The sequence below is a fragment of the Neobacillus sp. S1227 genome, assembly GCF_055385255.1.
Genome location: NZ_AP038276.1, coordinates 3,863,716 through 3,888,392, shown reverse-complemented (window position 1 = coordinate 3,888,392; position 24,677 = coordinate 3,863,716). Strand labels below are relative to the sequence as shown.

Sequence of the window (24,677 nt, the reverse complement as noted above, 5' to 3'; positions counted from 1 at the left end):
TTTTCCTGCCGCTTGACAAAAGCTATCAAAACAAGACGAAAATCTTGAAATAGCTACATATTATTGCAAATTGAGCGTAAACCTATTATTTGGATAGGGTTTTCGAAAAGGCAAATAATATTAGATGTGCATATTATGAATAAAAGAGTCTAAAGTGAGATGAGTTGTTTGAGTAGAATTTTTATTTTAGTTACCATTCTATGGATGGTTTCATTTCCCGAACAGACAGCGGCTGCTAAAAAAGTGCCAATTTTAATTTATCACTCGGTTGAGGAATATAGCGGCCATGGGCAAAAGGAGCTCTATGTAAGACCAGAAAATTTTGAAAAACAAATGACATATTTGAGGGATCACGGTTTTACCTTGCTGACCTTTGAAAGATGGGCTGATAAGGATAAAGTCAACAAGCCAATCTTTCTTACCTTTGATGATGGCTATAAAAATAATCTTAATGTTTATTACATTTTCCAAAGATTAAAAACAGAAAGATTTAACCCGACAGGTACATTCTTTATTATTTCTGATTTTATTGAGTGGCCGAATCGATTATCTCCGTCGGATTTAAAGATGTTAGTCAATTCAGGGCTCATTTCTATTCAATCACATACTGCAACACATCCTGAGTTATCAAAAATATCTCATTACGAATATGAATTAAACCTCTCTAAACAAAAAATTGAACAAATTACAGGTAAACCGGTTATTGCACTAGCCTACCCCTTTGGAGACTACGATGAAAACGTAGTGGCTGAAACAAAGAAGTATTATACTTACGGGCTAACTACTACACCTGGGCCTTATATAAAAACTGGCATAGACAATGAACTTTATCTTTTACCGCGAACGTATATTAAATATTCAACTACGCTAGAAGAGTTTGCGGAAATCGTGGAGGCTAAATAAACGGTTACGTGTAGTAATCGTCTTTTTTTTTTGCTTGAAAAGGGTTTGTAATTTTCCCGAAACTTCCATGTAAACTAATATCGCTATAATAAGTTAAATAAGGTAATAGAGAAGGTGTGTACATGGAAGAGACAATGGTCAAGTCCTATCTTCAGAAATCATTGGAAGAGTGGAAGCAAGATATCTTGGTGGTGCTTGAAGAAATCGAAAAGGAATATGAGGAAGTATCCCAGGAATTAAAAGTCTATACCTATAAATACGGGATCACCAAGCAAGTGATTCAATCAACGGTAAATGAGGAATTAATTGAAAAAATCCGTGAAATGTATCATAAGCCGTTTGAAGAAAGCTATAATCAACTCAAAGAATACATACGTGACCTTGAGGAGAAAAAACGGGTCTTTCAAATGTTTACCCAAAAAATTGATGAAGTCAATCGGAAAGAATCCACAAAGGCCACTACTTATTAACTATTAACAAGAACCCAAAAGCAGCCAATACAGGCTGCTCTTTTTTATATAGAACGAAACCAAGAACCCATGAAAAAGCTTCTCGCATATACTGATTATCAAGACTTTGTGTTGAGGTGGAAATGACATGATTACCGGCAAAATTGGCAGCAAAACCTTTCGCATTCCTGGTAACCTCGAAACCTATTTTCAAAGCTTCCGTAACCACGTAATTGGAATTGATCAAGAATTTGACTCTCCCTATGGTAAAAAGAAGATTATTTATGGTGACTGGACAGCAAGCGGGCGTCTTTACCGGAAAATTGAGGAGAAAATTACAGAAGTTTTTGGGCCCTTTATGGCCAATACCCATACAGAATCAAACATAACTAGTCTAATGATGACTGGAATGTATAAACAAGCAAAGAAAATCATCAAGGAGCATGTTCGTGCTGATAAATATGATGTGGTTCTCTTAGACGGTTTTGGGATGACCTCTGTGATTAATAAATTTCAAAGGATGCTGGGGCTGCGAATACATGAACAGTGGAAAAAACGGCTAAACCTGTCCGAAAAAGAGAGGCCGATTATTTTTCTAACCCATATGGAACATCATTCTAATCAAACATCATGGCTTGAAACAATTGCTGATGTTGTGATAATTAAGCCTGACAGAAATGGAAATGTTGATATATCCCATTTGAAGCAGCTTCTAAAGCAATATGAAGACCGTCCATTAAAAATTGGTTCGTTTTCAGCCTGTTCTAATGTAACGGGGATTCAAACGCCGTTTCATCAACTAGCCAAAATTATGCACCAGCACGGCGGCCTATGTTTTGTAGATTTTGCGGCATCTGCCCCTTATGTCTCTATTAACATGCATCCAACGGATCCTATGGAAAAATTAGATGCTGTTTTGTTTTCGCCACATAAGTTTTTAGGAGGGCCGGGGACAAGTGGTGTGATAATATTTGATTCTAGGTTATATAAGTCTAGGATACCGGATCATCCGGGCGGGGGAACAGTTACTTGGACAAATCCATGGGGGGGACATCACTATTATGATGAGATTGAAACAAGGGAGGATGGAGGTACTCCTGGAATTCTTCAGGGTATTCGAACGGCTTTATGCATAAAATTAAAAGAACAGATGGGTATTGAAAATATTTTAAAGAGAGAGAAAGAAATGCTGCATCTATTGCTGCCGCGATTAGAGGAAATCCCAGGGCTTCACATTCTAGAAGGTCATGTGAAAGAACGTTTAGGGATTGTTTCCTTTTACGTTGAAAATGTTCATTATAATTTAATTGTCCGTCTCCTTAATGACCGTTTTGGAATTCAAGTCCGCGGCGGCTGTTCATGTGCAGGAACATATGGGCATTACTTGTTTAATATTGACAAAATGTCTTCTCAGCAAATAACTGACAATATAGATCAAGGGGATTTATCAACAAAGCCAGGATGGGTGCGATTATCATTGCATCCAATTATGTCTAATGAAGAAATCATAACCTTTGTTGCAGCAATGCAGGAGATTGTTGCTAATATTGAAACGTGGAAACAAGATTATTTATATGATGCTGCCAGTAATGATTATTTTTATATGGATTTTATCCGCGAAGATTTGTCGCCGCTTTTTGATGTTGATTGATAGGTAAAAAACTCTCCAAAATACAGGAGAGCTTTTTTGTTGTGGTTAAATTATTCGGCTTTTGCTGCTTGAATTTGCAGATTGATTTTTACCTTATCGCCAACAAGCACCCCGCCAGTTTCAAGTGCCGCATTCCAAACCAAACCATAATCAGAGCGGTTTAGGGTGCCCGTTGCACTGAAACCAACTTTTTCATTTCCCCAAGGATCTTTGCCTTGCCCTTCAAAGGAAACTGCGAACGTTTCTTGTTTTGTCACGCCGCGAAGCGTTAAGTCGCCAGTTACATTGTACTCACCATCATCAGTTTTTTCTATATTTGTTGCTTTGAAATTCATAGTAGGATAATTGGCAGCATCGAAGAAATCCTCAGACACTAAGTGGCCATCACGATCTTGGTTACGTGTATCCACACTTGAAGTTTCAACCGAGAACTCAATGTTTGCCGTTGTTAAATCTGTTGGATCTGCTTCGATATTGGCGCTAAAGCTGTTGAATGTTCCTTTTACGTTTGCAATCATCATGTGACGAACAGAAAAGTCTACACTGCTGTGAGCAGGGTCTAAAGCCCATTTTGTTTTAGTCATGTTAAAATCTCTCCCTTTTTAATTTGAAATAATTTATCTCGATTTTGAAATAACTAGATTCAAGATAAATTATATGATTGGGACAATCCGATTGTCAATTGTTTTTTTTAATAAATTATTTATGAGATTTTTCAAATACTACAAAGGGATTTAAATGGGGATTGATATTGAGGAAAAGAACGTCATAAAATGAAAAAAACGCCAAAGGGGCGTTTAAATTTTAAGAAAAGAACTTGAATATAGACAAAAATACATGTTAAAATGAACTTTGGTAAGAAAAAATATAATCAGGAGTATAAATATCCTATTATAACATTACCACATTATTTCGCTGTTGTCAACTAATGCAGCCAAAATTTATTTGGGGAGTGGTTGAATGAAGGATTTACAAAATAATGACTGGGAATTAGAACAGGAAAGAGTTAATTCAGTAGTACGTGAAGTGGATAAAAAGATAGTCAAATTACAACAAAATACCGGAAGGGTTAGCTCTGATGTCCTGGAAATCCGCAAGACATTTTGGGAGGATGTTACAGTCAATCTTGATGATCCTGATGACGTCATCGAAACAGCGGCTAGTATTAAACAGCAGGCAGAACTTCTCTCAGAGCGGGAACGGACATACGGTCAACTAGACAGAACCCTCAAAACCTTGGATAAATTAAAATTTTCTCCGTACTTTGGCCGCATTGACTTTTTTGAGGATGGTGAAAAGTCGACCGATCAAATATATCTGGGGATTGCTTCATTAATGGATGAGCAGGATGAAAACTTTTTGATTTATGACTGGCGTGCACCGATTTCCAGTCTTTATTATGATTATTCACCTGGTCCGGCACATTATCAAACCCCGGAAGGGACCATACACGGTTTAATGGAGTTGAAACGGCAATTTATCATCCGGTTTTCTAAAATTAAAGGAATGTTTGATACCGGTGTCACCATCGGTGATGAAATGCTGCAGGAGGTTCTGGGAAACAATGCCAGTACCCAAATGAAAAGCATTGTCGCGACCATACAGCGAGAGCAAAACGCGATTATCCGCAATGAACGAAGCAAGCTGCTGATTGTCCAAGGTGTAGCCGGGAGCGGAAAAACCTCAGCGGCGATGCAGCGGGTGGCTTATCTTTTGTATCGCTATCGAGGTACATTGAAATCGGAAAATATTTTGTTGTTTTCTCCCAATCCTTTATTCAACAGCTATGTCGCAACAGTATTGCCTGAGCTGGGGGAAGAGAATATGCAGCAATCGACCTTCCAGGAATACTTAAATCAAAGAATGGGACGGGAATTTGATGTTGAGGATCCTTTTACCCAAATTGAATACCTGTTAAGTGCAAAGGGCAATGAGCAATACCAATCAAGGTTGAATGGCATTCGCTTCAAAGCTGGTCTGGAGTTTAAGCGATTAATAGATGAATATGCAGTGAGGTTATCATATCGAGGCTTAATCTTTAAGGATATAAGCTTTAGAGGAAATGTTTTAATTTCGAAAAAAGAAATTCACGATTATTTTTATTCTTTGAATACTAGTTTTTCAATTCCAAACAGGATGCAGTTTGTCAAGGAATGGCTTAAGAAAGAGTTAAAGAAATGGGTCAAACGGGAACAGTCCCGAAGCTGGGTTGAGGAAGAGATTCAATATTTGGAGAAAGAGGATTATTTGGAGGTTTATAAAAAACTCCAGGAAAAGAAACGGTTTACGGAGCATTCTTTTGATGATTTCGAACAGGAACAAAAGTTGTTAGCGGAAATGGTTGTGAAAGAGAAATTTAAGCCAATATTTGCGGCAGTTAAAAACCTAAAATTTATCAATCTGCCGTTAATTTATCTTGGCTTATTTAACAAGGAAAATAAAACTGAGGAACTGCCGCTAATGTGGGAAACGATATGTGCTCAAACAAAGGCGCGGTTAAGCAGCATGGTGATACCTTATGAAGATGCCACGCCGTATGTGTACTTGCAGGATTTAATAGAGGGAAGAAAATCAAATTCCTCCATTCGTCATATTTTTATCGACGAGGCCCAGGATTACACTCCTTTTCAGTTCGCATTTATAAAAATGTTGTTTCCTTACAGTAAGGTGACCTTACTTGGAGACTTTAACCAAGCTATTTTCTCAGGCGCAACGGGAATGCAATCAGTTTTCACAGATTTCCAGGCAGAAGAAAGTGAGGTTGAAACATTTGTTTTAACGAAAACGTATCGTTCGACCAAAGAGATTGTTGAATTCACAAGGAAGTTCATTGAGAATGGCGACAAAATTGAGCCTTTTAATCGGAGCGGCAGCAAGCCTTCGCTGAATGTAATTAATAGTAATTTGCTAAATAAACAGGTTTTGGAGAAAATTAAAGAACTTCAAACAAGGCATCGAACGATTGCGGTTATTTGCAGAACTGGCGAGGAAAGCAAACGGGTATATGATGCTTTAAAAGAAGATGTTCCACTTCATTTTATTGAAAAAGGAACAACTTCCTATGAAAGCGGGGTGTCGGTAATTCCCTCATATCTATCAAAAGGAATTGAATTTGATGCAGTCATCCTATATGATAGTTCCCAATATCAAAAAGAAAGCGACCGAAAGTTATTCTATACAGTCTGTACCCGAGCAATGCACGAATTGCATTTATTTGCAACGGATGGAATCAGTCCCCTTATGGTTGATGTGCCAAAAAACACATATGAAATAATCGGCTAAAAACAAAAAGGCAGCGAATTTGCTGCCTTTTCAAATTTACTTTTTCCATTGCTTTTGAACCTGTTCAAAAGCAAGGCGAAGTATTTCTTCATCAGATGTATTTTGCTCAGTGATGACATTTGTCCAATAGTTTCTTCCTTCGAAAGTAATATTTACCTCAATTTGTACCATATAAATTCACCCTTTTTATAAAATTTATGAGTAGAAAATCCTATTTTTCACAACGGTTTAAGCTTATTCGGAGAACTGATTTTTATAACATGCTTTTAAAGTGTTATTAACTGCTTTTTTGATAAAATATTCCTAAGTATGAATAAGAAAGGAGAAAAACGATGTCGATACATTTTGAAGAGATTAGGAAAGAAACGCTTTATATTGCGCTCGAGATTGTGAATTCGAATCCCGAATACAATGTTTTGGAAAATAACTTGGCGGCAAGGGAGCTAGCCGATTTGGAAAAGGAATTATTAAATCCTAAAACGATCAGTGTTTTTATCAAACTTGATGATACTTATATTGGTGTTATGGATTACGTGTTGGAAAATCCCAACGATCATTTTCCTTGGCTTGGACTGCTGATGATTCATGCTGATTATCAAGGATATGGTTTTGGTGCACAAGCTTATGCACGATTTGAAATTGAGATGGTCAAGCGGGGTTTGGAACGAGTCCGAATTGGTGTAATAAAGGAAAATACAAAAGCAAAACATTTTTGGGAATTATTAGGGTTTAACTATTATAACACAACTGACTGGGAAAACGGAAGAGTTGTTTTTTGTTATGAAAAATTTATCGGATAAAAAAGCTCCCTGTTTGGAAGCTTTTTTAAACTTCAACACTTAGGAACTCTTCAGCGAACTGCTGGACAAGATTTTTGTCTAGATTATTTTTCTTTAATGTGGATTCTGCAAGAACTAAATGGGCTTGTGTGGAAACATTTCTTTTTAAATCGCGGATCGATACATCCCCATTTAATAATTGAATAGCTTTCTCCCGGATGTCTTGATTCTTCGACGAATTGTAAAGAAGATAGGCAATACAAGTAATTTTGTCCATAACCAACACTCCTAACCAATCAAGAATCGAACACTTGTTTACTAATTCGACCTAAATTTTTATTTTCCTGCTATTTTCAGAAAATTATTAAAAATATGTCAAGGATTAGGCTATCTAAACAAAAACGAAGGCTATATTATCGAATTTGTTGAATATTGCTTATTTGTGAGGATTTTAATATAATATGGAAGGGATAAACACTAACGGTAACAACAGGGGAAATTACCTTTCATCCCACTTGGGATGGGAGGTTTTTTATTTAAATGGTCACTGCTGCCTCTGGTTGTTCAATAACTTTTACATATAAATTAGGAGGAAATTCAAGTGAAACAGGTCTTAATTAAAGATTTGTACAGAAATACTGAAAGCTTCATTGATCAAAAAGTAGTCTTATCCGGCTGGATCCGGACGATTCGCGATTCAAAAACCTTTGGTTTTATTGAATTAAACGATGGGAGCTTCTTTAAGAGTGTTCAGATTGTATTTGAAGACAAACTAGAGAACTACAAGGATATTGCCAAATTGCCAATTAGTTCATCAATTAAAGTAGAGGGAGACTTTATCCATACCCCTCAGGCGAAGCAGCCGTTTGAAATTAAAGCAACAAATATTGTGATTGAAGGGACTTCAAACGTAGATTATCCGCTGCAGAAGAAAAGACATACATTTGAATATTTAAGAACGATTGCTCATTTAAGACCGAGAACCAATACTTTCTCTGCTGTTTTTCGGGTGAGATCAATTGCAGCGTATGCCATGCATAAATTTTTCAACGAAAAAGGCTTCGTCTATGTTCACTCTCCAATTATCACTGGGAGTGACACAGAAGGTGCAGGTGAAATGTTTAGAGTAACCTCTATGGATTTAAACAACCTGCCGAAAAATGAAGAGGGCAAAACAGACGATACCAAGGATTTCTTTGGGAAAGAAACGAATTTAACGGTTAGCGGCCAGCTTTCTGCCGAATCCTTTGCCCTTGCATTTCGTAATGTCTATACGTTTGGTCCAACATTTAGAGCTGAAAACTCTAACACGGCAAGACATGCTGCTGAATTCTGGATGATTGAACCGGAAGTAGCGTTTGCTGAACTGCCAGATATTATGGACCTTGCTGAAGAGATGGTCAAATATGTTATTGGCTATGTGTTAGAGCACGCTCCTGAAGAAATGAACTTCTTTAACAGCTTTGTTGAAAAAGGTTTATTAGACCGTTTGAACAATGCATATACAGCTGACTTTGGCCGTGTTACGTATACAGAGGCTATTGAACTTTTGAAAAAATCTGGTGAGAATTTTGCTTATCCAGTTGAATGGGGGCTCGACCTGCAAACTGAGCATGAGCGTTATTTATGCGAAAAGGTATACCAAAAGCCGGTGTTTGTCACTGACTATCCAAAAGAAATCAAAGCCTTTTATATGCGCCTAAATGAGGACGACAAAACAGTGGCAGCGACCGACCTTCTTGTACCGGGGATCGGGGAATTGATTGGCGGCAGCCAGCGTGAAGAACGTGAAGAGGTTCTGGCTGCGAAAATCAAAGAACTTGGCATGAACGAAGAAGACTATTGGTGGTACCTGGAATTAAGAAAATACGGCGGCACCAAGCATTCCGGCTATGGCCTTGGCTTCGAACGCCTGATCATGTACCTAACCGGAATAACCAATATCAGAGATGTGATTCCATTCCCAAGAACACCAGGAAATGCAGATTTTTAAACTAATTAACAAAAAGAGAAGACCAACCGAGTTGTTGGTCTTCTCTTTTTGTCTGTATCTAAAATTCTTCTAATTCTTCCTCAAAATAAAATAAACTCGGCTGTTCTTTGACGATATAGGAATATCGCTTCATATTTTTTATATATTGCCACTTTAAAATCGTAACCGTCTCCCCGGTTGTTTTAATGGTCACCATTTGTCCATTTTGGTATCGATTATTGGTGTTTTTCAAATTAACACTCCTTTTGTTATCTAATTGAGTATACCACATATTTACAAAATTGTTTGGTTGTTCAGGAGGTGTTTTTTTGGTGATTTATTCAAAAAATTTAATATTAGTTTTAACAAATTTAATTTTTTATATAAATTAAATTTAAAATATTAATTTATACTTTAAATTATTATAAAAATAATGTATGATATGGTTAATAAAGGAAAGGAGGATAAAATGGCTTACCCGTTAATCACTAATTGTCCTGTATGCAGCAAACAATTAAACATTACCAAACTGCAGTGTAAACATTGCCACACGACGGTGGAAAATGAATTCGAATTATCAAAGCTTGCTTCACTCGGACAGGAACAGCTTCATTTTATTGAAATTTTCCTGAAGTGCCGCGGAAGTATTAAAGAAGTTGAAAAGGAACTGGGGATTTCTTATCCAACAGTTAGAGGGAAATTAGACGACATCATTTCAGCAATGGGCTACTCAGCAAACCGGAAGTCGGAGGTAGATAAGAAAAAGGTCGTATCCATGCTGGAAAAAGGGGAAATCACTGCCGAAGAGGCTATTGCCTTATTAAAAGAGGGGGATATGTAAATGAAAGATGAAATCTCTAGAGTGTTAACGTTGGTCGAAGAAGGAAAGCTTGATAAAGAAAAAGCGACTGAACTGATTAATGTCCTTCAAGGGAAGGAGCCAATTGTTGAACTTAAGAAAGAAGCTTCATCATATGGCAGCAAAATGCTAAAAATCCGCGTTAATTCCCATGAAGGTGACAATGTGAATGTCAATCTTCCCATTAATCTTGTAAAAGCAGTGTTGAAGGTGGGCACCAGCATTGCCGAAAGAATTCCACAAGCGGAAAAGTATGTGAAAGATATCAATGTAGATTTGTTGATAGAAGCGATTGAAAACGAACTAGACGGCCAAATTGTGGATGTTACTTCAGCAAATGGCGATAAAGTGTTTGTGGTGATTGAATAAATATGTTAAAAGTAGGCTTAAAGATAAAAGAAAGAAATTTCAATTTACCTGTTCCATATGTTGTCTTAAATCTTCTAAGTTCTGTAATCACGTCAAGACGATTTATTGGCTTTATCAATAAATCGATTGAAAAAGGCGGGGGAAAATTCGTCCTTCCACAAATAAATAAAAGCGATTTAAAGCCTTTGCTGAACGGGATGACAAGGCATAAGGGTTTAGTGCTAGTGGAAACGAAATTAAAAGATGGAACAGAAGTTACCATTATATTATAAAAAAATGGCTCCAGCTGGAGCCATTTTTACATTTAATTATTTAAATCACACTTCTCCAAAGGAATAACCTTTGTTTTCTTTGTAAATTTATACCCTAACCAAAGGATAAGGAATAATGGCAGACCAATATAGGATACTAATACACCGTTCCAATCAATATGATCGCCAATAAATGCTGAATAGTTTTGCCCAATCACGACAATACCGCAAACGACAAAAGCAAAGATTGGGCCAAATGGAAACAACTTTGATTTATATGGCAATAAATTTAGATCTTTGCCTTGAGCAACATAAGCTCTGCGGAAGCGATAATGACAAATAGCAATTCCGAGCCATGCGATAAAGCCTGACATACCGGAAGCATTTAAAAGCCAGACATAAACTGTACCATCACCAAAGAGGGATGCCAGAAAAGCAAGTGTTCCGACTAATGCTGTTACAATTAGTGCATTAACTGGCACACCATTTTTGTTCAATTTACCAAGAAATTTTGGTGCTTTCCCTTCGCGTGCCAAATCCCATAGCATACGAGTTGATGCATACATTCCTGAATTACCTGCTGATAAAACAGCTGTTAAGATGACTGCGTTCATTACAGAAGCAGCAAATGCGATTCCTGCTTTTTGGAAAACAAGGGTAAATGGACTTACAGAGACATCACCGTTAGCAAGATTTTCGTTTGTATAAGGAATAATAAGACCAATAACAAGAATAGCTAAAACATAGAATAAAAGAATTCGCCAAAAAACTTGTTTTACTGCTCGTGGGATGGATTTTTCAGGGTTATCTGTTTCACCCGCTGCAACACCTAACAGTTCAGTTCCTTGGAAAGAGAATCCAGCTGCCATAAAGATTCCAAGCATGGCCATGAATCCGCCATGGAATGGTGCATCTCCGGCTGTAAAGTTTTTAAAGCCGATTGCTTCATTGCCCATAATTCCAAAAATCATTAACGTACCAGCAATGATAAAGATCACAACGGTTACAACTTTAATTAATGAGAACCAATATTCCGCCTCGCCAAATCCCTTAACAGAAAGATAATTTAACAAGAACATGATAACTAAAAAGATGCTGCTCCATAATAGTGAAGGAGAATCTGGGAACCAGAATTTCATAATCATTGTTACTGCAGAAAGTTCTGCTGCAATCGTAATGGCCCAGTTGTACCAATAGTTCCAGCCTAGGGCAAAGCCAAGGGATGGATCCACGAATTTCGTAGCATAGGTACTAAAGCTTCCTGCAACTGGCATGTATGCACCCATTTCAGCTAAACTTTGCATTAAGAAATACACCATAATACCAATAACAAGATAGGAAAGTATTGCTCCGCCAGGTCCCGCACTATGGATAGCTCCGCCACTGGCAAGAAATAATCCGGTCCCGATGGTTCCGCCGAGAGAAATCATCGTAAGATGGCGGGACTTTAAGCTCCGTCTTAATTCATTTTTATCATTTTTCGGACTCTTGGGACTTGTATATATTTCGTCTTTTCTTACCTGCGCTGTTTGCATGTTTATGACTCCTTTTAAATTTTTTTATTAGGAAGGAGTTTGGAATAAAAAATGCCCTCGAAGCAGATTCGACGGCATTTGTATATACCCCGCATCATACCTTCCGAAAGATAGCTCAACACGTAAAGCTGGTAAGGCCAAACGTGACAGTTCTGTTCCTGTTCGGAGACAGCCCCAGCATGTTCCTCCAGAGAGAAAAACACACTTCGGCAGCTTTTCCTTTCAAACGGAGTCAAAAACATCTCTGCGTCTCGTCCATTTTACTGATAAAAACCGCGACCTCTACCTCATCGGTTTTGATGAGGATTTAATATTAAGAATGATATATTACTAGAGTATATCCATTTTAATAAATTTGTCAATATTATATTTTGGAGACTAGGGATTAAGTAGTTTTTGTAGGTGAATATTAATGTAATATGCTTTTATAATTATTCAAATTAATCCCTGATGCTATTTCCAGATAATTAATTGTTTTTTAAATATATTAATTAATTTACATCCTGGCAATGAATCGTTATCATTTTTTTTAAAAATAGTGGAAAGACAGGAGAAATATTCATGCAGATGGTTGGAATTATTATTGGCTCTTTTATAATCGTAGGTGCATTCAATCTTTTCCTCATCCCTCACGAGGTTTTAAGTAGCGGGATGAGCGGAATTTCGATGATAATAGGAATGATTACCCCCATAAACACAGGCTTGGCTAATCTTTTGTTGAACCTTCCCCTTTTAATTATTGGCTATAGAATGCTGGGAAAAAGATTTATCTTTAATTCAATCTTTTCAGTTTTTGTTATTTCCTTAGGACTTTATTTAGTACCGGTATTTCCAGTCGCAAAGGATACCATCCTCTCATCAATATTTGGCGGAGCTTTGACCGGTCTGGGGGTTGGAATCGTATTTCGATGCTCAAGTTCAACGGGAGGATTTGATATCATCGGAATGATTGTTTCCCGGAAGAAAGACTTTCCAATCGGGGTGCTCCTTTCCGGAATGAACGCGGTTGTCATTGTGATTAGCGGTTTTTTATTCAATTGGGATGCTGCCCTCAATACGTTGGTTTCGATTTTTGTTACAGGAAAAGTAGTTGACGCTATTTATACGGACCATGTCAAATTAACTTTAATGATCATAACAGAAAAGGGCGAAGAAATGAGAAATCATTTGGTGGCTAACTTATACCGTGGACTCACAATTATGGATGGTGTTGGAGGGTATACAAATGGCAGCCGTAAGATTTTAATCTCTGTCATTTCAAGATATGAGTTAAATGAGGTTAAATCACTTATTTCTGAGGTCGATCCGACAGCTTTTGTCAATATTACCGAAACGATAGAAGTAATGGGGTTGTTTCATCGGCCAAGCCCGCAATAATGCTTTGAAAAATAGAGGCTGTCTCATTAGAATGGGAGTTTATTCTCCTTTATGAGCCTGCCTCTATTTTGTATTTTTAATTGTTTATATATTTTTCAAAAACAAAGCCAAAATCTTTGACACAATATTGCTTTTTACTTTCCTCGAGCCACTGGAATGCTGCTTGATTCAACATTTTAAATTGAACAACCAAGTTGCTGTCAGGAGTTGAGACGCGCCCTAATGTTGTGGATGCGACATCGAGACTTTGCTTGGCAAACTGAAGGGAAATTTCATTTTCATGGGTAATTTCGGAAATTTTAATAAGGGCCTTGTATAAATCTTTAACTTCCTCAAGATGCTTTTTATGAACGTCGATGGAGAATGGCTGCGAGCCGATTTTGAATTTGATTTCCACGTCCAGGTCGACTGTACCGGCCGTTTCCAACATAACATCTGATATTTTATTTGTGGCATAATTGTACCGATGAAGCATCCGCTTTTTGCTTGTCGCACTAGTACCATCAAGATGAATGAGTGCATTGTTTGTAAAGCAATACTCATCAGATTTTGATTTAATTAAGAAATAAATCTTTTCATTATCCTCATGCATCACGTAATCATCGGCATCCACCTTATCATAATCAGAAGGCTTAATTACCGACCCTACATCACTTAATCCCAACAAATCTGAAGCCACTTTTCCAAACATTGTGTCAACCTCTCTCTACTTATAATATTTGCCATTCTTATGTACGAATAGGAGTCACAGAGGTTTCGTTTTTTGAATGACAATTTTAAATTTATTTTACACATTTTGAGAATATGTGTTTTTAAGGGGGAATAAATATTAACAAACTATTCAGAAATCTGTTATAATCTTGAGTATTGAAAAAATCAACGTTGACAAGAGTTAAAGGGGAAAACAATGCGTTCTATCATTTTAGGCATTTTTGCCGCTTTCTTTTTTGCATTTACATTTATTTTAAACAGGGCAATGGACCTTGCAGGCGGCAGCTGGATTTGGAGTGCATCATTAAGATATATCTTTATGATTCCTTTTCTATTGCTTATTGTAATGGTGAGGAAAAATCTGAAGCCGCTCTTGAAAGAGCTAAAAATGGCACCAGGAAAATGGATTTTATGGAGTTTTATTGGCTTTGGTTTGTTTTATGCACCGATTTGTTTTTCTGCTTCCTATGCCCCAGGTTGGCTAATTGCTGCAACCTGGCAAATAACCATTATATCAGGTTCCCTTTTAGCTCCACTTTTTTATGAAAAGGTCATGACCACTAACGGCCCTATTGTATTGAGAGGGAAAATTCCTTTTAAAGGTCTGGCAATGTCATTAATCATTTTGCTGGGAATCGTTTTAATGCAGCTTGAGCAGGCCGATACCCTTTTAGTGACGACAATCGTATTAGGAGTAATGCCTGTAATAATCGCTTCCTTTGCTTACCCGCTAGGAAATCGTAAAATGATGGATATTTGCGGTGGACGCCTTGATGTTTTCCAGCGTGTTCTTGGAATGACTCTGGCAAGCATGCCTTTTTGGCTGATTTTATCAATATATGGCCTAGTTACTGAAGGACCTCCAAGTATAGGGCAAACATTTCAATCCGGGTTAGTGGCTATATCATCCGGAGTAATAGCTACCATCCTATTTTTTCAGTCGACTGATTTGGTAAGAGGAAATATGCAAAGGCTTGCCGCTGTAGAAGCAACACAGGCAATGGAAGTTTTATTTGCTCTAGTTGGGGAAGTGTGGCTCTTAAATACCCCTTTGCCAAATGCTGTTTCTTGGCTGGGAATGCTGCTTGTAATGGGTGGTATGGTTCTCCACAGCTATGTAACTCATAAAAAGGCTCCGCTCAGTGCCAACACGGAAAGTGCTTAGCATTTAAAAAGAGGCTTGAGAGACAGCCTCTTTTTCGTTATCCATTTAAATATGGATCGAGATTGTCTATTAATCCTTGCATTAAAGCTGCATTTTCCTTATACATTTCTCTAGACTTTTCACATTCTGTCGAAAGTGAAAAAATTTCCAAATCCGCCTGAGCCTTTTTTAGACTGGCCATTAAAAGCGGCCTCTGAGTTGGGGCAGGTACTTGAATTTTATCGTCATAAAGATCAACCGTTATCTCCCCAAAAGAATCTATTTGACCGAGAAAAACATTGTCAAGGGTAACTTCAAGCTTTTCTAATTCTGTGAACAACCAGGCTCTGCTTTTTCCCGAGGCACGCAAACCTTCTTCAATAATTTTGCCATCCATAATTATCGTATTTGGTTCCTTCTCATTTGCCATTTTCATTTGCAAATCTTTAGGAGTTATTGGCTGGTTCTCTTTTTTTAATAAGGCGGTTACTTTTCCACGCGGTTCTAATATGGCGAATTCCACATCGGCCACTTTAAATATATTTTTTTCTCGCAGCAGGGTAGACAATTCGTCGATTGTAAATCGTTCCTTTTTTAAATTTTCCTCTAAAATTTTTCCATCTTTAATAAGAACAGTCCCTTTTCCTTCGACTACATCACGGAAGTACTTGCTCTTTAAGGATAGATAGTCAACTAAAATCGTGACAATACCGAATAAAACAACGGCCGCAGCCCCGTGTAGGTAGTTTTTTTCTAATCCTGTGATCGCTTCCCCAGCGATACTTCCAATAGTAATTCCAGAAACATATTCAAAAAAGGTAAGCTGGGATATTTGCTTTTTTCCAACCAATTTTGTTGTTAGGAATAAGATACCAATAAAAAGAAACGAGCGGAGGATAATTTCCACAAATCCGTTCACTTCAATTCACCCCAAATCATGAGCCCCTATATTGCGGTTCTAGTCTTTCAAGTTCTAAAACACGATATTGAAGATCTTTTTTTATTTTTCCTATCGTTAACATTGATTCATGAAATGCATCTTTCGCGCTTTGGTCCAAAGAATTTAATGCCAAGGATGCTAGCTGCGATTCAATCCCTTTTAGGGAGGCTAGACATTGTTTAACATTTGATGCAATTGTCATATATTGCTCCTCCTAGTTTAAACACAAAATGGGTTGGCGAAATCGCCAACCTTTCTTTTACTGATTGTATTGCGGTTCTTCGGTCACAATTTCCTGAAGGCGCGGTTCAACACTGTCAATGATGGTCTGCGTTTGCTGGGCTGCCTGCTGATAAATTTGCTTGGCGCTTTTGTTTTGGGTCTGTAAAGCAAAGGTTTCAAAACTAGCCTGAGCTGACTTTAATCCTGCCAAAGTCTGCTTTACTTGTGTACCTACAGTCATTCCATTTCCCTTCTTTCTGAAAAAATAATTCTTACTCTAATAGTTTGCGTAGGATAATTTGACTTATGTATAGCCAATATGTAGAAAATCTAGGAATAGTCATTTATAAATTTTAATTTTCGTGCATATAGATGGAATGAAAAAAGGACAATTTTTGGGGGTGGAGGGATTGTCGAAAATAGGAAAGGATGATTTTGCAGCAGGGTTTGTCCCACATCATAACCATGGTTCTGTTGATTATACTGGGATGAGTGTAGGGCATGTACACCAATGCTTAGATGTAACCTCGCCGCCGATTCCAACTCAGGACGGGGGACATATTCATTATACGGAGGGATATGTTTTATTTGAAGATGGGCATACCCATCATTACCGTGCCTACTCAGGTCCAGCGATACCGGTTGGAAACGGTATGCATGTTCATTATTACGATTTCCATACGAGTGAAGATGATGGGCATAGCCATCGTGTCAAAGGTGTTGACCACCCTGCACCAGGAACAAAATAATCTAAAAGGGGGGTCCTTCATAAAAGGGCCGCTCTTTTTCTTGTTTTTGCATATTTAAATGTTGTGATTATTTGTAAAATTGGGGTAAAATTGGTAAAGGGGGATTAAATGTGTTATTGAAAAAAAATACTTCAACAGATGAAACCTCAGTTAAATTGGCAGCTTATACAATTATTTTGTACATAAGCAGTTTGTTTGTCCCATTTGTTGTTGTAGCGTCCTATCAGAGCCTTGTATATTATTCGCGTTCCCAATGGCTTTTTGTAACACCTTTTTCTGCTTATATCACCTTTATGGCAGGAATGCTTTACACAGCATTGGTATTAACTGTTTACCTCATTTTTAGGCAACGGTGGGAAGGGCCGAAATTTAAATGGACTACAGTTTTACTTATTATTATTTCCCTTCCTTCATTTATCTTGAGTTTAACAACGTATTACTACATAGATGAAAAAGGAATACATAATAATTCTTTAACGAGTTTAAAGGAAAAAGAGTATAGGTGGGAGGATATTGCAAAAGTAAAGATTGTATATAGAAACCACCAAGGGACGACTCAATATTACCAATATCAATTCGAAAAAAAAGATGGCAGCGTGATTAAAATTCCTTATGATGTTAAATTTAGGGAAAACATAAGAAGAATTGAAGAGAAAATTAATAAATATAACATCACCGTTACGGATAATTTTAAGGATCCGATTGTTGATTAGAAAACTTAAAGGTCTGGTTCACTCTTGTTAGGGGGGCAGACCTTTTTTGGATGGTTTCCCCAAATGTTCATAGAAGTGCCACAAGTAATGCGTTTATGATCACCTTTCAGTGCTATAATAAAAGTGTAAAGAAAATTACAAACCTAACAACTTAGGAGACTCAACCATACGTGTTCGTTCCGCTTGTGAACGAAGTAGTAGGGTGAAAATATTCATGCAATAACGGAATAAAGAGTCATCGGTCCAAAAACGAAAATGATGTTTGTTTAAAAAGGAATTTGAATTCCATTAAACATGTGAATTAATTCCTTCAACGGAACAAACACAAAATCGGCTGATTTTTCATAGTTTCTAATTAGATTTAAAAAAGCTGATTGGAAATGAAAATTGAAAGAGTAATTGGCTGATTTCATGGTTGGGTCTCCTAAGTTGTTAATAAAAAGAAACTGCTTTAAACTGAAGCAGTTTCTTTTTTATTTATTTGTGAATAAAGATGCAAAGTATTATACATGGGCGCAATTATTCGGTATTCTATTTATAGGAATTAAAAATGAAAGGGGCAGGATAATGACAGGAATTCAAGATCTTAATCTAAATGAGCAGTCGGAAACACTTGCAGCAGAACTAGAAAAAATCCACCACCGAAAATTGACAAAAAAGAAAATTCTCCAACGCATTTTATTAATCACCCTTGGTGCCACCCTTATGGGGGTCGGACTAGAAATCTTTCTCGTTCCAAATAATGTTATTGATGGCGGCATAACCGGAATTTCCATTATGCTATCATATCTAACAGGATGGAATTTGGGAATATTCCTTTTTATTCTAAATATCCCTTTTTTCTTTATTGGCTACAAACAAATCGGAAAAACCTTTGCGCTCTCTACACTATATGGAATTATCATTCTCTCCATCGCTACAACATTATTGCATCCGGTTCCGGCTTTTACACAAGATATCCTTCTTGCGACCATATTTGGCGGAGTTGTCCTCGGAATAGGGGTCGGTATAGTTATACGTTATGGGGGATCTTTAGACGGGACAGAAATATTAGCTATTCTTTTTAATAATAAACTCCCGTTTTCGGTCGGAGAGATTATTATGTTCTTTAACCTCTTTATTCTAGGTAGTGCAGGCTTTGTTTTCACATGGGATCGCGCAATGTATTCTTTAATAGCCTATTTTGTTGCCTACAAAACGATTGATATTACGATTACCGGCCTTGATGAATCGAAATCAGTTTGGATTATCAGTGACAATGCCAGACAAATAGGCGATGCCATTATGCATCGACTTGGACGTGGTGTCACATATCTAAATGGAGAAGGGGCTTTTTCCGGAGATGACAAAAAAGTGATTTTTTGCGTCATCAATCGTCTTGAGGAAGCGAAATTGAAGGAAATTGTTACCGATTATGATGATAATGCCTTTTTAGCTGTTGCAGATATTGCTGAGGTAAGGGGCGGCAGATTCAAAAAAAGAGATATCCATTAATAAGAAAAATGATGGAAATTCTAATTTATTGCCGAAAAAGGTAATTTGTCGTTTAAGGTCTTAATACCAAGAAAACAATGTAAAAAAATTATAAATTTTGAAATTAGTTGTCGATTTATGATGAAAATGAATCTAGAGTAACTGCGCGTTTTGTCGCACTATGCGCTTACCTAGGAAATAAAGGGTGCAAAAAAAGCAGTATTTCCAAAAAAGATGGCAGAGTGATCTGCCATCCAGTTTGTCGAGAAAAGGTAAAATTCTCGGCAATTTTTCATTTTGATCAACAAATTTTTATTGATATCCCTGCTAAAGGGCCTGTTGAAAAGCCTTTTATTAATATTTTTTTTAAAAAAAATTAACACTAATTAACACTCTGAATCATCAAAGAAAGTGAATAAAATAAATGGCTATCGATAGTTTCTCGACAGCCTGGATGGCAGAATACTTGCTTATAGTAATAGTTCATAAACTTCGTTCAGCTGGTAAGCTCTTTTCTCATCTTGTTCCTCACGGGCATATTTAATTTCATCAGGCAGGATTTTATTTAAAAAGTCCATTTCATCACTGTTCAAATCACGTACAAAATCCCCTTCAGAATGGTAATGCCCTTTTACGAGTTTTTGGTATACTTGCTTGCCATTTGTATGGTTATCAGTATAATTAGATAAAATTTCACGAAGATATCCCAAGGTTTTATCCATGATTTCATCCATCCTTGCACGCCTTTATTTTTCATCGAAAGGCCAATAATATTCACTGTAATGGAGGTCAGGGAATATTTTTATAAAAGATGGGTTCTATTGTCTACAGAAAAAAGGCAAGTACATTTCGTACTTGCATTAAAAGAATAATGGAAAACCAAAGCCGAATCCAACAAATGGGAAGAAGATAGGTGGTCTAAAAAACGGACCTCCAAAAAAAGGGAAGCCATAGCCTTCACCTGAGCCTGAAGACGCGGCTAATTCCTCAATCTCAAGTCCATCTTTCCTTACCTTGCTAACTTTTCCGATTGACCATTCGCCTTCTTTATTTTTAAAGCGAATCATTTGACCTTCCAACCGACGTGCTTGTTCATAATTCAATTGCACTCTAAAATTCCTCCAATCTCCGGTACTTGCTTATAAAGTATGAGGGAAGTCCTATTTCTGTAAGGGCCAAACAACCAATTCTCGTCCCATTTTTAAGAAAAAAGAAAAGAGCCCCTTATTCAATTTTGAATTTTGGGGGCTATTTTTTTTACTTCGTACAAGTAATAATTCGGTGGCTCAAGATATCGTGGTACTTAACAAGAATGTTTCCATGCTGATTAAGAATACCAAATAGTTCGGGCTCAAAATTTGCGGAGAAATTAAATTCCTGTCCAGTATTACCATTAACGAAATCAAGGGGATGCATACTTAGCTTAGTATCGTGAAAACCGGTTTCCTTTAAAAGCTTTCTCCAATCCTCCTCTAGGAGCAGGGAATCGACAGCGTAGAACTCTTTAATTTCTGTTTCTTCCTGGGCAGTAAGCTTTTTATTTATCGTCATCTCATTAGCTAGAAAACGTCCGCCTTTTTTTAATACTCTATAGAGTTCCTTTAAGGCCTTTGGTTTTTTAACAAAGGCTAAAACAGACTCCGAAAGGACAAAATCGAATGTTTCGTCTTTAAATGGAATTTGCTCAATAGAGCCCTGAACTAATTGAATTGGAAGCTGTCTGTTTTGGAAACGGTTCTGGGCTTTTTCAATCATAATAGGATTAAGTTCCAATCCAAACACGTTTGCCTTGTATTGCTCATATAAATAGGCAGATGTCTGTCCAGTTCCGCAGCCTGCATCTAAAATATAAGAATTCTGTGTAATTTTTTCTTGCAAAAGCATATTTTTTGTTAAGCCAAATCCTCCGGGATGGGCACCACCAATGCCAAATTTGGCAAGGAAATCAATGTATGTTAGTCCCCCCATAGACACACCACCCTATTTCTTTTTTGCATCTTATGAAAAAGGGCTAGAATAGGTTCTCTTTTCACGGTATCTTTATAAAATATTAACATGGGCAAGGGTATGAATGGAGTGAAGGATATGGGGATACGCAGCACGCTATTATGGATATGGAAATTATTTGATCCGCTATTTTATCTTTTCTCCCGATTACATTATGCAGGGGATGTGAATAATAAACCTTCTGTATTCAGGGTTAGGTTAACAAAATATAAGGGAAAAAAATATATTCTTTCTGACGGAACAAAAATTGATAAAAATGATTTACTGTTAAAAATTCATTTACATAATGTCCGAATACTGACTGAGATAGGCAAGATAAAAAACGATTTAAAAAGAGCAAAGCTTACGTATAGGCTCGTTTTACATTCCATGCCGGCACTAGCAAGTTATCTCAAGGAACATCCCGATGAGAAAAAAATAAAAGGAATAATTGGCATTACATCTCTCAATCGAGGTGTTAAAACTCTAGGATTTGAATGTTTTAGACCGAAAAGCCGCATTTACCGTTTATTTAAAAAGTTTGGACAGGTGCCTATTTATTTACTCTCCAATACCTCTTTAAGAAATTTTCAAAAGTATCAGCTAACATATTTATTTTTGTCCAAAGAAACTCTTTATTCGAGATATGGGCAGGATTCTTCCGAGAAATAACAAATTACCTATGGATTCCTTCTCATACTCCTAATAAAACTGCACAAATTAAGCAAATGAAGGGTGTCAGACATTCTTCACATTTAGCGTTAAGGGGTGCATAGCATGAGAAATCTAAGCAAAATGCCGTTTTTAAATATGTTTAGGCCAAAAAGAAGGAGTAATGGAGCCATGTGGGCATCTCTTTTAGGGCTTGGTATAGGTGCATTCGTTTATCGGATAACTAAAGGAAAACAAAACGATTACGGCCTTCCATTTAAAGATGCTGTGAAAAGCATTGCACCGAATATGAATTTGGCTGGAATGAATAATGCAGCAAAAAACATTGCGCCAAAAATGAACCTCGAAGGTATGAATAATGCAGTGAAAAATTTGGCGCCAAAAATGAACCTCGATAAGATGGATAATGCTGCTTTAGCTGAGTTCTCTGAAGAGTTAATGAAGAGTGCCTTAAATAATGAACGGCACTAGTATGCAAACGAAGAGGCTGACTTAATTTCAGCCTCTTTTTAATAGCGTGGATTTGGAATCTTTCTTGGTATGTAATTGCTTGTTTCGGAAGTGAAAACCTTAATAATCAGCAAACCGCCAAGTGTTCTAGCTTGGATTAAAACAGGCTGGCTGTATTTATTTTTAAAAACAAAATCAGGTCCATACCAACTGACCGTAGCATCTCTGCCTGGAGGAATATATGGAACTTTACGACTGTGGGAAAATCGCTCAACAATCTCAAGTCCAGCGTTATCGACGGCATTAAAAAGGGTTGAGGAAACTTGGCAAATTCCGCCACCAATATCTTCTGCATATTCTCCTCTTACAATTACCTTTGCTGTTAAGTAGCCCCTTGCTTTTGTTCGTTTTCCGACCACCTTGTTAAACGAAAACGTTTCACCTGGAAAGACAACATAATTATTAATAGCTTGGGCAGCTAATTTAATATTTGTGGTTCGGTTTTTATTTGACGAATTAAATGAAGTCACATAACGGCCAATTCTTACTGTACTGATCTCATTTAAAAGTTCACTGTCTACCTTGGGATAAACAGTGAACATCGGAATTTCCATGCTGTTAAGGGTATTGTTATAAAAATAAGAATAAAACCGCTCCGTAAAGGCTTGTCGATGGATTTGAAACCCTACCTTTTCGGGTAGGATATTTCCATTTTGGTCAAAGCTTGCATTTTCGGGCTGGTCGGAAACTTTTTTATTCAGTTGGTCTAAAAATTGGTCATATTTTTTAGTATTAATGATTGGTAAATCTGTATAGGGTGAGAAAAAGTCTACTCGGCTAATCTTTGTTATGGTGCTGCCGTCCTTTGTAATTGTCAAGTAATCATGCTGAGTGACCGGTTGAACAGCCAGCCAAAAGCCGAGGACCCACGATAATACCATATTTCAAAACCTCCTCATTATAATATGAGTTGAAATTTTATCTTTCATGTACAGCTAAAAAGGAATTCTTTACAGTGATAGTTGAAAAATGAGGAATAAGGGTTTACAAAAATAATTAAATATAATATTATCATTATTGATAATGGTAATAAAATTTAGGAGTAATTATTTATGAAGAATTCCAAAGTTGATGTTATATTACACCCGGTCAGAATGAGAATCATTCAACAATTAATAAACCAAGAACTGACTGCCCAGCAATTAAAAGAAGTGCTTCATGACATTCCGCAAGCATCTCTATACCGTAATATCAAAAAATTGGCGGATGCCGAAGTGATTCGAGTTGTTGCAGAAGTGCCAATCCGCGGTACGGTGGAGAAGGTTTATTCCATTCATCAAACAGGAATGGCAGTTAGTCCAGATGAAATGAATAACATGTCTAAGGACGAACAAATGGGCATCTTTATCAAATTTTTGGCCAATTTGATGGGTGAATTTGAGCGCTATTTAAACCAGGAAAACATTGATTTAATTGCTGATGGAGTTAGCTTTCGGCAAGGGACATTTTATCTAAATGATGAAGAATTCAGGGAATTTATCAAGCAACTTACCGCTGTATACGCGAACATATCACAAAATAAACCTGAAAAAGGAAGAAGAAGCAGGATTATATCGAATATTTTCCTGCCTGGGGAGAAAACCGAGTAATGGGGACTAGGTCACTAGTCTCTTTTTGTGCGACGGGCAGTCGCATAGAGTGCTGGCATAGCCAGTGCTCTTCTTTTCTTTATCTGACAGAGACGTCATTTCGATGAAACGACTGAACGAGGATAATGAAATTGAATCCCAGATGGTGCAAGCCCATCCCCGAAGAGACTGACCTAGTTCGGGAAGCCTAATCTAGGGCAACACCGTGAGGTGTTGTCTGAAGGAGATGCGGAATGTCGAGAGACCCGTAGGCGAATAGGTAGACCCTAATGCAATAAGTGTGAAGCACGGCGGCGGGATAAGTTGGCGACTCTCCGAAAAGTGAGGAAGCCCAATAAAGAGACAATTTTCTTTGGAAGTCAGAGCGAGAAATTGTGACTTATAACGTGATGGTGCAGGGTATGTCTAGAAGGGAAATGTGACGACCCCGTGAGGTCTCCGCCTTTCCAAACAGGCAGGGTTCTAGTCTATAAGGGTAAACCGAAATGACGAAGAACGGGTGGAGAAGTCAGACGTTCTCATAGTACGGAAGTAACTCGGT

At 37.3% G+C, this 24,677-nt stretch carries 32 protein-coding genes and 1 riboswitch; of the genes, 18 read left to right on the top strand and 14 right to left on the bottom strand.

Annotation, left to right across the window (positions count from 1 at the left end):
• The first annotated feature begins 168 nt into the window (after positions 1-168).
• The 3 genes from ACZ5AE_RS19410 to ACZ5AE_RS19400 all read left to right on the top strand — a co-directional run bounded on the left by ACZ5AE_RS19410 (position 169) and on the right by ACZ5AE_RS19400 (position 3,003).
• Positions 169-903 carry a polysaccharide deacetylase family protein gene (locus tag ACZ5AE_RS19410; protein WP_464566228.1) on the top strand — a complete coding sequence of 245 codons (735 nt, stop codon included), beginning with the start codon at positions 169-171 and terminating at the stop codon, positions 901-903.
• A gap of 122 nt (positions 904-1,025) precedes the next feature.
• Positions 1,026-1,373: a hypothetical protein gene (locus ACZ5AE_RS19405; protein WP_464566227.1), complete on the top strand. Its 348-nt coding sequence runs from the start codon at positions 1,026-1,028 to the stop codon at positions 1,371-1,373.
• A gap of 127 nt (positions 1,374-1,500) precedes the next feature.
• Complete coding sequence (locus tag ACZ5AE_RS19400; protein WP_464566226.1) at positions 1,501-3,003, top strand: aminotransferase class V-fold PLP-dependent enzyme; 1,503 nt, start codon at positions 1,501-1,503, stop codon at positions 3,001-3,003.
• Positions 3,004-3,053: 50 nt separating this feature from the next.
• Here ACZ5AE_RS19400 and ACZ5AE_RS19395 read toward each other — a convergent pair whose 3' ends face one another.
• A complete protein-coding gene (locus ACZ5AE_RS19395) occupies positions 3,054-3,587 on the bottom strand; it encodes a YceI family protein (RefSeq protein WP_464566225.1) in 534 nt (177 codons plus the stop codon).
• Between the two features lie 376 nt (positions 3,588-3,963).
• Between ACZ5AE_RS19395 and helD the strand changes: the two genes are divergently transcribed.
• Positions 3,964-6,285 carry an RNA polymerase recycling motor HelD gene (helD, locus tag ACZ5AE_RS19390; protein WP_464566224.1) on the top strand — a complete coding sequence of 774 codons (2,322 nt, stop codon included), beginning with the start codon at positions 3,964-3,966 and terminating at the stop codon, positions 6,283-6,285.
• Between the two features lie 36 nt (positions 6,286-6,321).
• On the opposite strand, the gene ACZ5AE_RS19385 is transcribed toward helD, so the two are convergent.
• Positions 6,322-6,456 (bottom strand): BA3454 family stress response protein, encoded by a 135-nt coding sequence (locus ACZ5AE_RS19385; protein WP_464566223.1) that lies wholly within the window; start codon positions 6,454-6,456, stop codon positions 6,322-6,324.
• A 161-nt stretch (positions 6,457-6,617) separates the two neighbouring features.
• Here ACZ5AE_RS19385 and ACZ5AE_RS19380 point away from each other — a divergent pair, with 161 nt between their 5' ends.
• Positions 6,618-7,085, top strand: coding sequence for a GNAT family N-acetyltransferase (locus ACZ5AE_RS19380; RefSeq protein WP_464566222.1), 468 nt, complete (start codon positions 6,618-6,620; stop codon positions 7,083-7,085).
• 25 nt (positions 7,086-7,110) lie between these two features.
• On the opposite strand, the gene ACZ5AE_RS19375 is transcribed toward ACZ5AE_RS19380, so the two are convergent.
• Entirely contained in the window at positions 7,111-7,341 is a 231-nt protein-coding gene (locus ACZ5AE_RS19375; protein WP_464566221.1) for a hypothetical protein, read from the bottom strand.
• A 324-nt stretch (positions 7,342-7,665) separates the two neighbouring features.
• Here ACZ5AE_RS19375 and asnS point away from each other — a divergent pair, with 324 nt between their 5' ends.
• Complete coding sequence (gene asnS, locus ACZ5AE_RS19370) at positions 7,666-9,057, top strand: asparagine--tRNA ligase (protein ID WP_464566220.1); 1,392 nt, start codon at positions 7,666-7,668, stop codon at positions 9,055-9,057.
• Between the two features lie 58 nt (positions 9,058-9,115).
• Here asnS and ACZ5AE_RS19365 read toward each other — a convergent pair whose 3' ends face one another.
• The gene (locus tag ACZ5AE_RS19365; RefSeq protein ID WP_464566219.1) at positions 9,116-9,289 is read right to left on the bottom strand and encodes a hypothetical protein; all 174 of its coding nucleotides are present in this window, start codon (positions 9,287-9,289) and stop codon (positions 9,116-9,118) included.
• A 216-nt stretch (positions 9,290-9,505) separates the two neighbouring features.
• Here ACZ5AE_RS19365 and ACZ5AE_RS19360 point away from each other — a divergent pair, with 216 nt between their 5' ends.
• From ACZ5AE_RS19360 to ACZ5AE_RS19350, 3 genes are read left to right on the top strand one after another with little or no spacing between them, the layout of a single operon-like run.
• Complete coding sequence (locus ACZ5AE_RS19360; protein WP_464566218.1) at positions 9,506-9,877, top strand: DUF2089 family protein; 372 nt, start codon at positions 9,506-9,508, stop codon at positions 9,875-9,877.
• The gene (locus ACZ5AE_RS19355; protein ID WP_464566217.1) at positions 9,878-10,264 is read left to right on the top strand and encodes an SHOCT-like domain-containing protein; all 387 of its coding nucleotides are present in this window, start codon (positions 9,878-9,880) and stop codon (positions 10,262-10,264) included. It abuts the gene before it with no gap.
• Positions 10,265-10,266: 2 nt separating this feature from the next.
• Positions 10,267-10,536: a hypothetical protein gene (locus ACZ5AE_RS19350; RefSeq protein WP_464566216.1), complete on the top strand. Its 270-nt coding sequence runs from the start codon at positions 10,267-10,269 to the stop codon at positions 10,534-10,536.
• Positions 10,537-10,568: 32 nt separating this feature from the next.
• Here the strand turns inward: ACZ5AE_RS19350 and ACZ5AE_RS19345 are convergent, their stop codons facing one another.
• Positions 10,569-12,050 (bottom strand): amino acid permease, encoded by a 1,482-nt coding sequence (locus tag ACZ5AE_RS19345; protein WP_464566215.1) that lies wholly within the window; start codon positions 12,048-12,050, stop codon positions 10,569-10,571.
• 103 nt (positions 12,051-12,153) lie between these two features.
• Positions 12,154-12,343, bottom strand: a riboswitch (Lysine riboswitch).
• A gap of 268 nt (positions 12,344-12,611) precedes the next feature.
• Here ACZ5AE_RS19345 and ACZ5AE_RS19340 point away from each other — a divergent pair.
• Positions 12,612-13,427, top strand: coding sequence for a YitT family protein (locus ACZ5AE_RS19340; protein ID WP_464566214.1), 816 nt, complete (start codon positions 12,612-12,614; stop codon positions 13,425-13,427).
• Between the two features lie 76 nt (positions 13,428-13,503).
• Here the strand turns inward: ACZ5AE_RS19340 and ACZ5AE_RS19335 are convergent, their stop codons facing one another.
• Positions 13,504-14,118, bottom strand: a complete 615-nt coding sequence (locus tag ACZ5AE_RS19335; RefSeq protein ID WP_464566213.1) for a PH domain-containing protein — start codon at positions 14,116-14,118, stop codon at positions 13,504-13,506.
• A 216-nt stretch (positions 14,119-14,334) separates the two neighbouring features.
• Here ACZ5AE_RS19335 and ACZ5AE_RS19330 point away from each other — a divergent pair, with 216 nt between their 5' ends.
• Positions 14,335-15,303, top strand: a complete 969-nt coding sequence (locus ACZ5AE_RS19330; RefSeq protein ID WP_464566212.1) for a DMT family transporter — start codon at positions 14,335-14,337, stop codon at positions 15,301-15,303.
• Positions 15,304-15,340: 37 nt separating this feature from the next.
• Here the strand turns inward: ACZ5AE_RS19330 and ACZ5AE_RS19325 are convergent, their stop codons facing one another.
• Genes ACZ5AE_RS19325 through ACZ5AE_RS19315 form a run of 3 tightly spaced genes read right to left on the bottom strand, consistent with a single transcriptional unit; the run spans position 15,341 to position 16,685 of the window.
• Complete coding sequence (locus tag ACZ5AE_RS19325) at positions 15,341-16,201, bottom strand: DUF421 domain-containing protein (protein WP_464566211.1); 861 nt, start codon at positions 16,199-16,201, stop codon at positions 15,341-15,343.
• A gap of 16 nt (positions 16,202-16,217) precedes the next feature.
• Positions 16,218-16,424 (bottom strand): DUF1657 domain-containing protein, encoded by a 207-nt coding sequence (locus tag ACZ5AE_RS19320; protein WP_464566210.1) that lies wholly within the window; start codon positions 16,422-16,424, stop codon positions 16,218-16,220.
• Between the two features lie 57 nt (positions 16,425-16,481).
• Positions 16,482-16,685 (bottom strand): DUF1657 domain-containing protein, encoded by a 204-nt coding sequence (locus tag ACZ5AE_RS19315; protein WP_464566209.1) that lies wholly within the window; start codon positions 16,683-16,685, stop codon positions 16,482-16,484.
• 169 nt (positions 16,686-16,854) lie between these two features.
• On the opposite strand from ACZ5AE_RS19315, the gene ACZ5AE_RS19310 reads away from it, so the two are divergent.
• Together ACZ5AE_RS19310 and ACZ5AE_RS19305 are read left to right on the top strand one after the other, a co-directional pair.
• A complete protein-coding gene (locus ACZ5AE_RS19310; RefSeq protein ID WP_464566208.1) occupies positions 16,855-17,193 on the top strand; it encodes a YmaF family protein in 339 nt (112 codons plus the stop codon).
• A gap of 110 nt (positions 17,194-17,303) precedes the next feature.
• Positions 17,304-17,906 (top strand): hypothetical protein, encoded by a 603-nt coding sequence (locus ACZ5AE_RS19305; protein WP_464566207.1) that lies wholly within the window; start codon positions 17,304-17,306, stop codon positions 17,904-17,906.
• A 266-nt stretch (positions 17,907-18,172) separates the two neighbouring features.
• Here the strand turns inward: ACZ5AE_RS19305 and ACZ5AE_RS19300 are convergent, their stop codons facing one another.
• The gene (locus tag ACZ5AE_RS19300) at positions 18,173-18,319 is read right to left on the bottom strand and encodes a hypothetical protein (protein WP_464566206.1); all 147 of its coding nucleotides are present in this window, start codon (positions 18,317-18,319) and stop codon (positions 18,173-18,175) included.
• Positions 18,320-18,473: 154 nt separating this feature from the next.
• Between ACZ5AE_RS19300 and ACZ5AE_RS19295 the strand changes: the two genes are divergently transcribed.
• Positions 18,474-19,400 carry a YitT family protein gene (locus ACZ5AE_RS19295; RefSeq protein WP_464573671.1) on the top strand — a complete coding sequence of 309 codons (927 nt, stop codon included), beginning with the start codon at positions 18,474-18,476 and terminating at the stop codon, positions 19,398-19,400.
• Positions 19,401-19,507: 107 nt separating this feature from the next.
• Positions 19,508-19,759, top strand: a complete 252-nt coding sequence (locus tag ACZ5AE_RS19290) for a hypothetical protein (RefSeq protein ID WP_464566205.1) — start codon at positions 19,508-19,510, stop codon at positions 19,757-19,759.
• 90 nt (positions 19,760-19,849) lie between these two features.
• Here ACZ5AE_RS19290 and ACZ5AE_RS19285 read toward each other — a convergent pair whose 3' ends face one another.
• The 3 genes from ACZ5AE_RS19285 to ACZ5AE_RS19275 form a co-directional block, all read right to left on the bottom strand.
• Positions 19,850-20,101, bottom strand: a complete 252-nt coding sequence (locus ACZ5AE_RS19285) for a sigma-G-dependent sporulation-specific acid-soluble spore protein CsgA (protein WP_464566204.1) — start codon at positions 20,099-20,101, stop codon at positions 19,850-19,852.
• A gap of 138 nt (positions 20,102-20,239) precedes the next feature.
• Entirely contained in the window at positions 20,240-20,488 is a 249-nt protein-coding gene (locus ACZ5AE_RS19280; protein ID WP_464566203.1) for a hypothetical protein, read from the bottom strand.
• 148 nt (positions 20,489-20,636) lie between these two features.
• The gene (locus ACZ5AE_RS19275; protein ID WP_464566202.1) at positions 20,637-21,347 is read right to left on the bottom strand and encodes a class I SAM-dependent methyltransferase; all 711 of its coding nucleotides are present in this window, start codon (positions 21,345-21,347) and stop codon (positions 20,637-20,639) included.
• A 117-nt stretch (positions 21,348-21,464) separates the two neighbouring features.
• Between ACZ5AE_RS19275 and ACZ5AE_RS19270 the strand changes: the two genes are divergently transcribed.
• The gene (locus ACZ5AE_RS19270; protein WP_464573670.1) at positions 21,465-22,037 is read left to right on the top strand and encodes a YkoP family protein; all 573 of its coding nucleotides are present in this window, start codon (positions 21,465-21,467) and stop codon (positions 22,035-22,037) included.
• A gap of 105 nt (positions 22,038-22,142) precedes the next feature.
• The gene (locus tag ACZ5AE_RS19265; RefSeq protein ID WP_464566201.1) at positions 22,143-22,508 is read left to right on the top strand and encodes a hypothetical protein; all 366 of its coding nucleotides are present in this window, start codon (positions 22,143-22,145) and stop codon (positions 22,506-22,508) included.
• Positions 22,509-22,546: 38 nt separating this feature from the next.
• Here the strand turns inward: ACZ5AE_RS19265 and ACZ5AE_RS19260 are convergent, their stop codons facing one another.
• Complete coding sequence (locus ACZ5AE_RS19260; RefSeq protein ID WP_464566200.1) at positions 22,547-23,428, bottom strand: VanW family protein; 882 nt, start codon at positions 23,426-23,428, stop codon at positions 22,547-22,549.
• Between the two features lie 171 nt (positions 23,429-23,599).
• On the opposite strand from ACZ5AE_RS19260, the gene ACZ5AE_RS19255 reads away from it, so the two are divergent.
• Complete coding sequence (locus tag ACZ5AE_RS19255; protein ID WP_464566198.1) at positions 23,600-24,136, top strand: helix-turn-helix domain-containing protein; 537 nt, start codon at positions 23,600-23,602, stop codon at positions 24,134-24,136.
• Positions 24,137-24,677: the final 541 nt, after the last annotated feature.

Excerpts from the sequence above, each read along its gene's own strand:
- helD (WP_464566224.1), top strand. The coding sequence starts at position 3,964 with ATGAAGGATTTACAAAATAATGACTGGGAATTAGAACAGGAAAGAGTT.
- ACZ5AE_RS19315 (WP_464566209.1), bottom strand. The coding sequence starts at position 16,685 with ATGACTGTAGGTACACAAGTAAAGCAGACTTTGGCAGGATTAAAGTCA.
- ACZ5AE_RS19375 (WP_464566221.1), bottom strand. The coding sequence starts at position 7,341 with ATGGACAAAATTACTTGTATTGCCTATCTTCTTTACAATTCGTCGAAG.
- ACZ5AE_RS19265 (WP_464566201.1), top strand. The coding sequence starts at position 22,143 with ATGAGAAATCTAAGCAAAATGCCGTTTTTAAATATGTTTAGGCCAAAA.
- ACZ5AE_RS19355 (WP_464566217.1), top strand. The coding sequence starts at position 9,878 with ATGAAAGATGAAATCTCTAGAGTGTTAACGTTGGTCGAAGAAGGAAAG.
- ACZ5AE_RS19330 (WP_464566212.1), top strand. The coding sequence starts at position 14,335 with ATGCGTTCTATCATTTTAGGCATTTTTGCCGCTTTCTTTTTTGCATTT.
- ACZ5AE_RS19400 (WP_464566226.1), top strand. The coding sequence starts at position 1,501 with ATGATTACCGGCAAAATTGGCAGCAAAACCTTTCGCATTCCTGGTAAC.
- ACZ5AE_RS19380 (WP_464566222.1), top strand. The coding sequence starts at position 6,618 with ATGTCGATACATTTTGAAGAGATTAGGAAAGAAACGCTTTATATTGCG.
- ACZ5AE_RS19275 (WP_464566202.1), bottom strand. The coding sequence starts at position 21,347 with ATGGGGGGACTAACATACATTGATTTCCTTGCCAAATTTGGCATTGGT.
- ACZ5AE_RS19350 (WP_464566216.1), top strand. The coding sequence starts at position 10,267 with ATGTTAAAAGTAGGCTTAAAGATAAAAGAAAGAAATTTCAATTTACCT.
- ACZ5AE_RS19395 (WP_464566225.1), bottom strand. The coding sequence starts at position 3,587 with ATGACTAAAACAAAATGGGCTTTAGACCCTGCTCACAGCAGTGTAGAC.
- ACZ5AE_RS19255 (WP_464566198.1), top strand. The coding sequence starts at position 23,600 with ATGAAGAATTCCAAAGTTGATGTTATATTACACCCGGTCAGAATGAGA.
- ACZ5AE_RS19300 (WP_464566206.1), bottom strand. The coding sequence starts at position 18,319 with ATGAAATCAGCCAATTACTCTTTCAATTTTCATTTCCAATCAGCTTTT.
- ACZ5AE_RS19385 (WP_464566223.1), bottom strand. The coding sequence starts at position 6,456 with ATGGTACAAATTGAGGTAAATATTACTTTCGAAGGAAGAAACTATTGG.
- ACZ5AE_RS19345 (WP_464566215.1), bottom strand. The coding sequence starts at position 12,050 with ATGCAAACAGCGCAGGTAAGAAAAGACGAAATATATACAAGTCCCAAG.
- ACZ5AE_RS19405 (WP_464566227.1), top strand. The coding sequence starts at position 1,026 with ATGGAAGAGACAATGGTCAAGTCCTATCTTCAGAAATCATTGGAAGAG.
- ACZ5AE_RS19285 (WP_464566204.1), bottom strand. The coding sequence starts at position 20,101 with ATGGATAAAACCTTGGGATATCTTCGTGAAATTTTATCTAATTATACT.
- ACZ5AE_RS19320 (WP_464566210.1), bottom strand. The coding sequence starts at position 16,424 with ATGACAATTGCATCAAATGTTAAACAATGTCTAGCCTCCCTAAAAGGG.
- ACZ5AE_RS19335 (WP_464566213.1), bottom strand. The coding sequence starts at position 14,118 with ATGTTTGGAAAAGTGGCTTCAGATTTGTTGGGATTAAGTGATGTAGGG.
- ACZ5AE_RS19260 (WP_464566200.1), bottom strand. The coding sequence starts at position 23,428 with ATGGTATTATCGTGGGTCCTCGGCTTTTGGCTGGCTGTTCAACCGGTC.
- ACZ5AE_RS19295 (WP_464573671.1), top strand. The coding sequence starts at position 18,474 with ATGACAGGAATTCAAGATCTTAATCTAAATGAGCAGTCGGAAACACTT.
- ACZ5AE_RS19270 (WP_464573670.1), top strand. The coding sequence starts at position 21,465 with ATGGGGATACGCAGCACGCTATTATGGATATGGAAATTATTTGATCCG.
- ACZ5AE_RS19340 (WP_464566214.1), top strand. The coding sequence starts at position 12,612 with ATGCAGATGGTTGGAATTATTATTGGCTCTTTTATAATCGTAGGTGCA.
- ACZ5AE_RS19360 (WP_464566218.1), top strand. The coding sequence starts at position 9,506 with ATGGCTTACCCGTTAATCACTAATTGTCCTGTATGCAGCAAACAATTA.